The sequence below is a fragment of the Lysobacter capsici genome, from assembly GCF_014779555.2.
Classification (GTDB): domain Bacteria; phylum Pseudomonadota; class Gammaproteobacteria; order Xanthomonadales; family Xanthomonadaceae; genus Lysobacter; species Lysobacter capsici.
Genome location: NZ_CP094357.1, coordinates 2082920 through 2095305, shown reverse-complemented (window position 1 = coordinate 2095305; position 12386 = coordinate 2082920). Strand labels below are relative to the sequence as shown.

Here is a 12386-nt window from a genome sequence, read left to right as displayed (position 1 = left end):
CTCGACGATGCGACTTACGACTACGACTTACGATTTTCGCTTGGCGCTTTTTTGCTCGTCATTCCCGCGAACGCGGGAATCCAGTGACTTTGGCGCAAGGTTCAATCGCGACTGATGCCTGACGAAGTCGTTACAGCGACGCGGGGAAGTTTTCAGCTTTCTTGCAGCGACGTTCAAAGTCACTGGATTCCCGCGTTCGCGGGAATGACGTTCTGGTGGGATCACGATCTTGTCGCAGCATGCTCAAGAGCTTGAGCGACGCATCGACAACCACCGCAACCATCCCAACCGGGAACTCCACCGGACAACCGCACTCCATTAGCCACCGACGCATCGCGATGCCCCGCAATCCGTCGCCTGGCCTCGATCCATCGCCTGCTCCAACACGCTTTGCCCGATCTCGACCAGCGCCGCACACTCACGACCCCGGTTCCCACCCAGCGGAGAATCCATGCGCACCATCCCGCCCGCCGCCCGCGCCAACCCGCCCGCCCTCGCCTTCGGCCGCCGCATCGGCCTGCCCTCGCTGGCCCTCGCTGTGGCGCTCAGCGCCGGCCTGAGCGCCTGCAAGCGCGACGCCGCATCGCCCGATGCCGCGGCCGCCAATCCCGCCGCCACCGCCACGCCGGCGCCGGTCGCGCGCTTCGACGCCAGGCTCAGCCTGGTCAACAACAACGGCGCGATCCGCTACGACGGCACCCTCGACAGCGAGGCCAACCGCAAGGCGCTGAGCATCGCCCTGGCCCAGGCCTACAGCGGCCAGATCAGCGGCAACCTCAACGTCGACAAGGCCGCCAAGCCGGCGCCGTGGCTGGACAAGCTGCCGCAGTTCGCCGCCGCGCTGAGCATGTCCGGCGCGGCGGTGAGTTTCGAAGGCGAGAAGATCGAACTCAGCGGCCAGGCCTCCGACGCCGACCGCGCGATCCTGCTGGAAAAAGCCAAGACCCTGTTCCCGGGTTACCAATACGGCGGCCTGTTCGAAGGCGTCGGCGGCGCGGCGGCGTCCACCGATGCCGCCGCGCAGGCGCTGGCGGCGCTGGAGCCGGGCAAGGCCGGTCCGGCCGAGATCGTCAAGGCGCTCAATCAGATCAATCTGCGCTTCGACGACGGCGGCGCCCGCATCGCCCCGGCCAGCCTCGACATCCTCAGCCGCGCGGCCAAGGCGATCCAGGCCGGCCCGGCCGACGCGCGCTACGAGATCGTCGGTCCCGGCGGCGGCGCCGGCCAGCCCAGCGACAACGAAACCCTGTCGCGCCAGCGCGCCGAAGCGGTCAAGGTCCAGCTGATCGTCGCCGGGGTCAATCCGGGCGCGCTCGACACCAAGGCCGCGAGCGGCGCGGCGACCACGCCACTGCAGTTCAACACGGTCAAATGAGCATCCGGGCGCGGTAACGCGTCCGAACCTGAACAAGTTGTGCTTCTTTCGATGTGGGTGGGGCTTCAGCGCCGACGCTGAAGGCCCACCCACAGTCGCTCTGGCCACAATCGCGTCGCCCGCGTCGCCTCTCGCTACATCGGCGAGGCCTGTCGCACCCCGATGCGCCGTGGCCCCACAGCGGGTTCGCGCACTCGGCTTTGCCGAAGCGGGCGATGGCCTCGAGCCCCGGCCCGGCCGCAATCCCCGCGATCGCCTGAACCCCAAGCGCCACGGGCCTGGGATGACATCCCTCATGCCCGCCGCGGGCGCTTTCGTTTCCGGGATTTGCCCCCACCTTCCCCACTCGATACGCTCCCCTGTTCGCCGTCGCGTTTCGCGCCGGCGGCTCTACTCCCCCCTTGCAGGCACCCGATGGCGCTGGACTACATCCGCATCCGCGGCGCGCGGACGCACAACCTCAAGAACATCGATCTCGATCTGCCGCGCGACAAGCTGATCGTGATCACCGGCCTGTCCGGGTCGGGCAAATCCTCGCTCGCCTTCGACACCATCTACGCCGAGGGCCAGCGTCGTTACGTCGAGTCGCTCTCGGCCTACGCCCGCCAGTTCCTGTCGGTGATGGAGAAGCCCGAGGTCGATCACATCGAAGGCCTGTCGCCGGCGATTTCGATCGAGCAGAAATCCACCTCGCACAACCCGCGTTCGACCGTCGGCACCATCACCGAGGTCTACGACTACCTGCGCCTGCTGTACGCGCGGGTGGGCTCGCCGCGCTGCCCGGACCATCACTACCCGCTGGAAGCGCAGACCGTCAGCCAGATGGTCGACCAGGTGATGACCCTCGATCCCGAACAGCGCTACATGCTGCTCGCGCCGGTGATCCGCGAACGCAAGGGCGAGCACGCGCAAGTGTTCGAACAACTGCGCGCGCAGGGCTTCGTGCGCGTGCGCGTGGACGGCGAGCTGTACGAGATCGACGCGGTGCCGCCGCTGGCGCTGCGGGTCAAGCACACCATCGAGGCGGTGGTCGACCGCTTCCGCCCGCGCGAAGACATCAAGCAGCGCATGGCCGAATCGTTCGAGACCGCGCTCAAGCTCGGCGACGGCATGGCCCAGGTGCAGTCGCTGGACAACGCCGAGACCGCGCCGCTGCTGTTCTCGTCCAAGTACAGCTGCCCGGTCTGCGACTACTCGCTGCCCGAGCTCGAACCGCGATTGTTCTCGTTCAACTCGCCGGTCGGCGCCTGCCCGACCTGCGACGGCCTGGGCGTGGCCGAGTTCTTCGATCCCGCGCGCGTGGTCGTGCATCCGGAGCTGTCGCTCTCGGCCGGCGCGGTGCGCGGCTGGGACCGGCGCAACGCGTATTACTTCCAGCTGATCCAGTCGCTGGCCAAGCACTACAAGTTCAACGTCGACACCCCGTGGCAGGCATTGACCGCGGCGCAGCAGAAGGCCGTGCTGTACGGCAGCGGCGACGAGCAGATCAGCTTCAACTACATCACCGAAAGCGGCGGCCGCAGCCAGCGCAAGCATCGCTTCGAAGGCATCGTGCCGAACCTGGAACGGCGTTACCGCGAGACCGAATCGGCCGCGGTGCGCGAGGAACTGGCCAAGTTCATCAGCCAGCGCCCCTGCCCCGATTGCGGCGGCGCGCGTTTGAACCGCGCCGCGCGCAACGTGTTCGTGGCCGAGCGTCCGCTGCCGGAACTGGTGGTGCTGCCGGTCGACGAAGCGCTGAACTTCTTCAAGACCCTGGAAATGCCGGGCTGGCGCGGCGAGATCGCGGTCAAGATCGTCAAGGAAATCGTCGATCGCCTGCGCTTCCTGGTCGACGTCGGCCTGGATTACCTCACTCTGGAACGCAAGGCCGACTCGCTGTCGGGCGGCGAAGCGCAGCGCATCCGTCTGGCCAGCCAGATCGGCGCGGGCCTGGTCGGCGTCATGTACGTGCTCGATGAGCCGTCGATCGGCCTGCACCAGCGCGACAACGAACGTCTGCTCGGCACGCTCACGCGTCTGCGCGATCTGGGCAATACGGTGATCGTGGTCGAGCATGACGAAGACGCAATGCGCCTGGCCGACTACATCGTCGACATCGGCCCCGGCGCCGGCGTGCACGGCGGCGAAATCGTCGCCCAGGGCCAGTTCGCCGACATCCTCAAGGCGCCGCGTTCGCTGACCGGCCAGTACCTCAGCGGCAAGCGCAAGATCGAAATCCCGAAGACCCGGCACAAGCCGAATCCGAAGACCACCCTGCACCTGCGCGGCGCGACCGGCAACAACCTCAAGAATGTCGATCTCGCCATTCCCGCCGGGTTGTTGACCTGCGTCACCGGCGTGTCGGGTTCGGGCAAGTCGACCCTGATCAACGACACCTTGTACGTGATCGCGGCCAACGAATTGAACGGCGCCTCGCAGACGCCGGCGCCGTACAAGTCGGTGGAGAACATCGAACTGTTCGACAAGGTCGTCGACATCGACCAGTCGCCGATCGGCCGCACGCCGCGTTCGAACCCGGCCACCTACACCGGCCTGTTCACGCCGCTGCGCGAGTTGTTCGCGCAGGTGCCCGAAGCGCGCGCGCGCGGCTATTCGCCGGGCCGCTTCAGCTTCAACGTGCGCGGCGGGCGTTGCGAAGCCTGCCAGGGCGACGGCCTGATCAAGGTCGAGATGCACTTCCTGCCGGACGTGTACGTGCCCTGCGACGTCTGCCACGGCAAGCGCTACAACCGCGAGACGCTGGAGGTGTTGTACAAGGGCTACAACATCAACGACGTGCTCGAAATGACGGTCGAGGCGGCGCTGAACCTGTTCGAAGTGGTGCCGACCATCGCGCGCAAGCTCGAAACGCTGATGGACGTGGGCCTGAGCTATATCAAGCTGGGCCAGAGCGCGACCACCTTGTCGGGCGGCGAAGCGCAGCGCGTGAAGCTGTCGAAGGAACTCTCGCGCCGCGACACCGGGCGCACGCTGTACATCCTCGACGAGCCGACCACCGGCCTGCACTTCCACGACATCGAACACCTGCTCGCCGTGCTGCATCGCCTGCGCGACGACGGCAACACCGTGGTGGTGATCGAACACAACCTCGACGTGATCAAGACCGCCGACTGGGTCATCGACCTGGGTCCGGAGGGCGGCCATCGCGGCGGCACCATCCTCGCCACCGGCACGCCGGAAGAGATCGCCGCGCTGCCGCACTCACACACCGGCCACTTCCTCGCGCCGCTGCTCGGCACGCCGAAGAAAGCCAAGACCGACGCCGAGCCGGCGAAGAAGAAACCCGCCGCCAAGGCCGCCGCGCCGGCCGCGCGCGCCAAGAAGAAATCCGCCGCATGACCGATCGCAGCAAGAAGAAGACGCCGGCAGTGGAAACCACTGCCGGCGAGGCCACGCCGGCGTCGCGCAAGCGCAAGCCGCGTTCGCGCAAGGCCGCAGGCGCCGCGACTGGCGCCAATGATGCGTCGGCCGCATCGGCCACACATGCCGACTCAAAGCCAGCCGATTCGAAACCTGCTGCTTCGAAAGGCCGTGGTTCGAAGCCGTCCGCTTCGCAGCATGCACTCGCGAAATCCGGCGCAGTGAAGCAGCAGACCATCGCGACGCAGGACCACGGCCCGGCCGGCAGCCAAAACGCCACCGCGCCGCAAGCGCCGGCAACACCCGAACCGGCGCCGAACCCCGCCTTGATCCGCGTGCCGCTATCGGTACGCTGGCGCGATCTCGACGCGTTCAACCACGTCAACAATTCCAAGTTCCTCAGTTACCTCGAGGAAGCGCGCCTGCGCTGGATGGTGACCCTGCCCGGCCACGGCATGGACGATCATGTCGCGCCGGTGGTCGCCGCCGCGCATCTGAACTATCGCCGCCCGATCGAATGGCCGAACGAACTCGACATCGAACTGTTCGTCGAACGCCTCGGCACCACCAGCCTGAGCATCGGCCATCGCATCGTCGGCGCGAACGATCCCGGCGCGCTGTACTGCGACGGCAACGTGGTGCTGGTGTGGATTCATCGCGAAACCGGCCAGCCGGCGGCCCTGCCCGAACCGGTGCGCTCGGCCTGTTCGGCCGGCTGAACGTCAACAACCGACGCGCATCGCCTGACGCGTCGGCGCTCTTACACGCAGCCCCTGTAGGAGCGGCGCGAGCCGCGACCGCGAAACTACGCTGACGACGCAAGCGCGGCGTCGCGGATGCGAATGTCGCCTACCGCACGCTCGCACGCCGTCCCCATGTAGGAGCGGCGTAAGCCGCGACCGCGAGAAACCGCGAATACGTCGTACGCATCATTTGCATGCAGGACATCGCGGCCCGCGTCATAAACGAAATTGCGCGGTCGCGGCTCACGCCGCTCCTACAGGGAGCCAACGCGATATCCGCCGCGGCTTACCTCAAGGTCGCCTTCATCGAAACGCCACGATCACGGCGCGGCCTTGCGCACCTCGAACTCGCCCAGCAGCGAACCGCCACCCTTGAGTTCGAACTCGATCGCCACCCGGCTGCCCTGCTTGAGCGGCGCATGCGGCTGCATCAGCATCAGATGCATGCCGCCGGGCTTCAGCACCGCCGCGCCGTCGGGCGCGATGCGCAGTTCCGGCAACGCGCGCATCTTGCTGACGCCGTCGACGATACGGGTCTCGTGCAACGACACGTCGGCGAATGCCGCGCTCTTGGCCGCGACGATCACCACCGGCGCCGCGCAGCGGTTCTCGATCCGGCCGAAGCCGGCCATCATCGGCATCTGCATCGGCGGCAATCGCACCCACGCATCGCGCACCGCGATCTGGCCCTTGGCGATGCACGCGCTCGTGGCGGTCGCGGCCGGCGGCGCGGGCCGGTCCTTCGCCGATGCGTGAAATGCGCACGCCGCGCCCAGCGCGGCGGCGAGCGTCAACCCCATTCGGATGGCGGATACGTTCATCGCCTTATCATACCCCCGAGCCTTCACGGAGTTGACGATGAAACAGTCACTGAGCCTGCTCGCCCTGGCCTGCGCATTGGCCGCCTGCTCCGCCGCGCCTTCGGGCACCGGCAGCGCCAAATCCGCGGGCGCCGATGCGCCATCCGACAAGTCCGGCAGCGCCGCCAACGGCGCCAGCACCAAGCTCACCGTCTACAGCGGCGGCTACGAAGCCCTGGCCAACACCCAGGGCGCCAGCGTCGGCATGCCCGGTTATGCGCTGGTCGAACGGCCGCTGCGCTTCAAGCTCAAGAACGGCCGCAACGACGTGTCGGAACAATCGCTGCCGCCAGCGATGGACATCGAAGCGGCGCTGCTGCAACCGCAAGGCAGCGGCGTGAGCGTGATCGGCCAGCGTTACGTCTCCGCGGTCGCGGGCGCGCAGAACGTCATCGTGGTCGCGATCGGGCGCAAGGTCTCGGTCGAACACACCGCCGGCGGCGCCAAGCAGACCGACAGCGGCGTGCTGATCTCGGCCAACAACGGCCTCACCCTCGCCCTCGACGACGGCCGGATCAAGGTGATCCGCAGCTACGACAGCTTCAGCCTGATCGACAACGACAACCTGTTGCCGCGCCAGTCCTCGCTGCAATGGACAGTCAACGCCGACCAGGCCGGCGACGCCGAATTCCTGCTGTCGTACCCGATGGGCGGCATGGCCTGGCGCGCGGAATACCTCGCCACGCTGGCGCCGGGCGGCGGCTGCAAGCTCGCGCTCGACGGCGCCGCGCTGATCGCCAATCGCTCCGGCGGCGCGTTCAACGGCGCGCGTCTGAGTCTGGTCGCGGGCGAGCCTAACCGCAGCGGCAACGCCGGTCTCGATCAAATTCAGCTGACCGCCGCGAGGGTCCAGTCCGACAGCTACGCCGGAATCGCGGCCGCGCCGCCGCCGATGCCGGTCGAACGCGCCGCCGGCGAATACCACGCCTATGATCTGCCGCAGACGGTCACCCTGGCCGACGGCAGCACCGAGCGCATCGCGCTGTTTCCGCGCAACGGCGCGGTCGCCTGCGAACGCATTTATTCCTTCGCCAGCGCCGACAACGACTGGCAGCCGCCCAGGCCGCTGATCGACCGCGAATACCACGGCCCGACCGGCGAACTGCCGGTGATGTCCAAGGTCGAGTTCACCAACGACAAGGCCTCCGGGCTGGGCTTGCCATTGCCGGCCGGGCGCGTGCGGGTGTTCGACGGCGGCGATTTCCTCGGCGAGTCGGCGCTCGGCCACACCCCGGCCAACGCCCCGATCAAGCTCGAACTCGGCAAAGTGTTCGACCTGAGCGGCAAGCGCGAGGCGACCGCGTTCAAGCTGGACCGTACCGGACGCACCATCACCGAATCGTTCGCGATCACGCTCAAGAATGCGAAGAAGCATCCGGCCACGGTTCGAGTCACCGAGCCCTTGCCGCGCTGGGCCGATTGGGAGATCGTGTCGTCCAGTCTGCCGTCGAAGAAGAAGGACGCGCGCCATGCCGAGTTCGACGTGGCGGTGCCGGCCGACGGCGAAACCAAGCTGACCTACACCGTGCGTTATCGCTGGCCCCAGGACGTCAAACCATGAATTGCGTAGAAACCCAACACCACGGCGACATCGTCGAAATCAAGCTGGCGCGCGCGCCGGTCAACGCGCTCGATCCCAAGCTGTGCAACGCCGCGCGCGAGGCGCTGGAAAGCGCGATCCATCACGGCGCGCACGGCATCGTGCTCAGCGGCGGGCCGAAGGTATTCTCGGCCGGCCTCGACGTGCCCTACCTGCTGTCGCTCGGCGAGCAACGCGATCATCTGCTGCTGGCGTGGCAGTCGTTCTTCGGTCTGGCGCGCGCGTTGGCGTCCTCGCCGGTGCCGGTGGTCGCGGCGATCGCCGGCCACGCCCCGGCCGGCGGCTGCGTGCTGACCCTGTGCTGCGATTACCGGGTCATGGCCGCGGGCAATTACCGCATCGGCCTCAACGAAACCCAGGTCGGCCTGGTCGCGCCCGAAGGCATCCAGCGCCTGATGCGCCGAGTGATCGGCCATTACCGCGCCGAGCGCCTGTTGATCGCCGGCGAGATGGTCGACGCCGACATCGCGCTGCGGATCGGCCTGGTCGACGAACTGGTCGAAATCGACGCGGTCAGCGAACGCGCGCGCGCCTGGCTGGCGCAACTGCTGACCCTGCCGCGCAGCGCGATGCTGCAGACGCGCTTGCTGGCGCGCGCGGATCTGGTCGAAGCGTTGCGTCCGGAGCACATCGAACTCGATCGTTTCATCGATGCGTGGTATTCGCCTGATACCCAGGGAGCGTTGAAAGCCTTGGTGGCCAAGCTCGGGAAGTAAGCCGCCGATACCGTCGCTCGGATTAGCGACTTGCGTCGTCGTTGTTGATTCACGGTCGCGGCTCGCGCCGCTCCTACATAAGCTCCCTGTAGGAGCGGCGCGAGCCGCGACCGCGTAGTTTCAGGAACGACGAACCCGACACGTCGGCACAGCCCGCATCACAACAACCACACCTCGACGCGTTCATTGCGGTAACGCGCTCCCGCATTTCGGCTCGAAGTCAGCGGCAGCGCCGTGCCCATGCCGCGCGCCTGTTGTACTTTCAGCCCGCGCGACATCAGTTCCTGCGCGACCAGGTCGGCGCGGTCGTTGCTCATCATCATCGCGGCCATGCTCGAACCCGCGCTGGCGTCGGCGAAACCGATCACCAGCAGACGGCGGCCGCGATTGGGCCGCAACTGCATGAACGCGCGCAGGCGGTCGAGATCGCGCACCGCGCGGCTGTCGTAGACGCTCGCGGCGACGCCGGCTTCGCCTGCGCCGTTGAAGTTGAAACGCAGGCTCAGCGGCAGGCGCACCGCGCCTTCGACCAGCTGCCGGTACTCGACCGGCCCGGCGGTCGCCGCGCGCGCGCGGCCCGGCACCAGGGTCACCGCGACATGGCCGCTGCGCGCGACCGCGCGCTGGCCGGCGCGGGTCATCGCGTACAGCGCGAAGCTGCGGCTCAGCGCGCCCATCATCTGGCCGCCGTACAGATACAGACGCCGGCTCAGCGGATAGTCCTCGCCAAGCACCTCGGTGCGGGTCGGCACGATCGCGCGGCCGCCGTCGGCGATCGCCAGCGGCCGGGTGCCGTCGCCGTAATGCTCGCCGATCGGGATCAGACCGATCGCCAGCGGATCGGCCGCGACCGCGGCGACCAGTTCGCGCGCGCTGGCGTGCAGTTGCGCTTCGGCGAACGCCGCGCCGCGCATCACCCGCTCGTTCATCAGGTCGCGCACCGCACCTGCGTTCGGGTCCAGATGCACGCGCACTTCGCCGGCCGCGCCGCCGAGCTCGCTCCAGTCGCGCGACTGCCCGGAAAACAGCTTGCGCAGTTGCTCCAGATCCAGGCGCAGCAGCGGGTTGCGGCGATTGACCACCACCGCGACGCCGTCGAGCGCGACCACGAACTCCTGATCCTGCGACCCCAGATCGCCGAGTTGCCAGCCCGCATCGAGTTCGGCCGCGCTGGGTCGCCGCGTCATCATCGCGATCTGCGCTTCGCCCTCGACCAGATCGGCGAAACCCTGCGCCGAATCGCTGGCGTCGATCTCCACCACCAAGGGCAGACCATCGCGGCTGGCGTGGATTTCGGTCAATGTCGCGCGCGGATGCGAGCCGCGGATGCCGGTGTAGCCGATATCGCGCAGCCAGGCTTCGGCCACGGCGGGCACGAGCGCATGCGCGAGCGTGTTGGAACCATGGATGCGTACGCGTTCGGCATCCTGGGCCCGGGCGGGCGCGGCGAACAGGGACGACAGCGACGCAAGCAACAACAACGGCAAAACCACGGCACGCAACATGGTGCGCACTCCCCCTGTGCGAATTTCGCGCAAGGATGGGTGCGGCCTGTGACGGCGCCATTACGCGATGCGCGTCACTTCAGTAACGCAATGGAATTAGCACATTGCGCAAATCGCATGAGCGATGGCCAAGCTCGCAACTCGAACCCGACGCATGTCCGACTCCACGCTGTAGGAGCGGCGCAAGCCGCGACCGCGAACCCGCAATCACGGCGCAAATCGCTATCGCGCAGTCGCGGCAATTACCCCTCGATCAACGACGACGCGAACGGCCGCATGGCGGTCGCGGCTTGCGCCGCTCCTACAGGGAGCGTTCGTCGCAACGATGGGTCTGGAAGATTGTTTTCGATCGGATCGCGGTGCGTTACCAAGCCCGCTCAATCGTCGCCGGTCGCAATCGGCCGCCGCGGATCCTCGATCCATCCGCTCCACGACCCGGTGTACAACGCCGCGCCATCGAAGCCGGCATGCGACATCGCCAGCAGATGGTGGCAGGCGGTGACGCCCGACCCGCACATCGCCGCGACCTGCGACGGTTCGCGGCCGTCGAACAAGGGCGCGAATTCCGCCGCCAGCAGCTCCGGCGACTTGAAGCGGCCGTCGGCGAGATTGAGCGCGTAGGCGCGGTTGCGCGCGCCGGGCACGTGGCCGGCGACGCGGTCCAGCGGCTCGACTTCGCCGCGAAAGCGCTCGCCCGCGCGCGCATCGATCAACAACCCGCCCGAATCGAGCAGGCCGCGCACGTCCTGCGCGTCGAGCAGGCGGCGCGCATCGAAACTGGCTTCGTACTGCGTCGGTTGCGGCATGGGAATCTCGGCATCGCTCGGCAGACCGAGCGCGCTCCAACGCTGCCAGCCGCCGTCGAGCACGGCCACGCGGCGATGACCGAGCACACGTAGCAGGAACCACAGCCGCGAGGCGGCCAGGGCACCGTCGGCGCTGTCGTAGACGACGACCTGGTGCTGAGGGGTGATGCCCCAGCGGCCCAGGGTGGCGGTGAAATCGGCCGCGTCCGGCCACGGATGGCGGCCGCCGGTGGTCTTGCGGTGATCGGACAGGTCGCGATCCAGATCGGCGTAACGCGCGCCGGGGATATGCGCCTGGCGATAAGCCTGCTCGCTCGCGGCGCGATCGGTCAGCGAGGTGCGCGTGTCGACGACGATCAGGTCGTCGTTGCCCAGCGCGGCGGCCAGATCCTCGGCCGATACCAGCGTGGTCCAGTCGCTCATCGCGTCGCCTCCAGTCGTTGTCGCAGATTCAACAGCATCGAAGCCGTCGCGCCCCAGATGCGCTGGGTCGGATAGCGGTACTCCAATACATGCCGTGCGCGGCCCTTGTAATCAAGGGTACGGGTGGTCAGGTTGGCCGGATCGAGCAGGAAATCGAGCGGCACTTCGAACACCTGCGCCACCTCGTTGGGATCGGGCCTCGCGACATAGTCCGCATCGATCACCGCGACCAGCGGCAGCACCCGGAACCCGGTGATGGTCACCAGCGGATCGAGAAAACCCAGCGGCGCGATCAACGCCGCCGGCACGCCGATCTCTTCCTCGGTCTCGCGCAAGGCCGCGGCGACCGCGTCCTCGTCGTCGGGCTCGATGCGGCCGCCGGGAAAGCTGACCTGGCCGCCGTGCTGGCGCAGGCCGTCGGTGCGGCGGGTCAGCAGCACCTGCACGCCGTCGCTGCGCGGCACCAGGCCGACCAGCACCGCGGCTTGCGCGCGTAGCGCGTCGGCCGGCAGCAGGTCGGTCAGATCGTCGAGATTCCAGCCGTCGCTTTCGGGCGCGGCGTCGAGCGGATGCAGCGCGGCGATCAGGCGGGTGCGCGCGCGCGAATCGCCGTCGAGGAAATTCTTGTCAAAAAAAGCTCCGCCGAAGCCGGCACCGGATGCGGCGTCGCTCATCGAACCCTCGACTCGCGCAGCGGCAACACATCCTCCATCAGGCGCAGGCGCTCGTCGTCGTTCATCTGCGACCAGCGCGCGATTTCCGCGGTGGTGCGCAGGCAGCCCTCGCACAGGCCGTCGTCGCCGAGTTGGCAAATGCCGATGCACGGGCTCAGCACCGCGCGAAAAGTCGTCATATCGTCCACCGAGGCCATGCCGCCATTGTGCCTGGCGTCATGGCGGGATAAAGCCTTACCGGCAGGCCGGCAAGCAGATCGGAATATCGGCGCGGCGCGCGAGCGGCTGACCGTCCGCGCGCCGACAGATCCCAGAAACGAC

Annotated in this window: 8 protein-coding genes and 1 pseudogene; 5 read left to right on the top strand and 4 right to left on the bottom strand. The window is 67.8% G+C overall.

Annotated features, from left to right (window positions below; translation table 11 throughout):
- Positions 1-451: 451 nt before the first annotated feature.
- The 3 genes from IEQ11_RS08760 to IEQ11_RS08750 all read left to right on the top strand — a co-directional run bounded on the left by IEQ11_RS08760 (position 452) and on the right by IEQ11_RS08750 (position 5457).
- Complete coding sequence (locus IEQ11_RS08760) at positions 452-1375, top strand: OmpA family protein (RefSeq protein ID WP_191822827.1); 924 nt, start codon at positions 452-454, stop codon at positions 1373-1375.
- A 414-nt stretch (positions 1376-1789) separates the two neighbouring features.
- Entirely contained in the window at positions 1790-4717 is a 2928-nt protein-coding gene (uvrA, locus tag IEQ11_RS08755; protein ID WP_046656183.1) for an excinuclease ABC subunit UvrA, read from the top strand.
- A 347-nt stretch (positions 4718-5064) separates the two neighbouring features.
- Positions 5065-5457: an acyl-CoA thioesterase gene (locus tag IEQ11_RS08750; protein ID WP_228464857.1), complete on the top strand. Its 393-nt coding sequence runs from the start codon at positions 5065-5067 to the stop codon at positions 5455-5457.
- Between the two features lie 344 nt (positions 5458-5801).
- On the opposite strand, the gene IEQ11_RS08745 is transcribed toward IEQ11_RS08750, so the two are convergent.
- Positions 5802-6302 carry a copper chaperone PCu(A)C gene (locus IEQ11_RS08745; protein WP_082723851.1) on the bottom strand — a complete coding sequence of 167 codons (501 nt, stop codon included), beginning with the start codon at positions 6300-6302 and terminating at the stop codon, positions 5802-5804.
- 37 nt (positions 6303-6339) lie between these two features.
- On the opposite strand from IEQ11_RS08745, the gene IEQ11_RS08740 reads away from it, so the two are divergent.
- On the top strand, positions 6340-7902 hold the full coding sequence (locus IEQ11_RS08740; RefSeq protein WP_191822825.1) for a DUF4139 domain-containing protein: 1563 nt from the start codon (positions 6340-6342) through the stop codon (positions 7900-7902).
- Positions 7899-8657 carry an enoyl-CoA hydratase/isomerase family protein gene (locus tag IEQ11_RS08735; RefSeq protein ID WP_191822824.1) on the top strand — a complete coding sequence of 253 codons (759 nt, stop codon included), beginning with the start codon at positions 7899-7901 and terminating at the stop codon, positions 8655-8657. The genes IEQ11_RS08740 and IEQ11_RS08735 overlap by 4 nt, the downstream gene beginning before the upstream one ends.
- 158 nt (positions 8658-8815) lie before the next feature.
- Here the strand turns inward: IEQ11_RS08735 and IEQ11_RS08730 are convergent, their stop codons facing one another.
- From IEQ11_RS08730 to IEQ11_RS08720, 3 genes and pseudogenes are all read right to left on the bottom strand, one after another.
- Complete coding sequence (locus tag IEQ11_RS08730; RefSeq protein ID WP_191822823.1) at positions 8816-10162, bottom strand: substrate-binding domain-containing protein; 1347 nt, start codon at positions 10160-10162, stop codon at positions 8816-8818.
- 377 nt (positions 10163-10539) lie between these two features.
- Positions 10540-11391, bottom strand: a complete 852-nt coding sequence (locus tag IEQ11_RS08725) for a sulfurtransferase (RefSeq protein ID WP_191822822.1) — start codon at positions 11389-11391, stop codon at positions 10540-10542.
- Positions 11388-12244 (bottom strand): annotated as a pseudogene (locus tag IEQ11_RS08720) (NUDIX hydrolase). The gene IEQ11_RS08725 and the pseudogene IEQ11_RS08720 overlap by 4 nt, the downstream one beginning before the upstream one ends.
- Positions 12245-12386 lie beyond the last annotated feature (142 nt).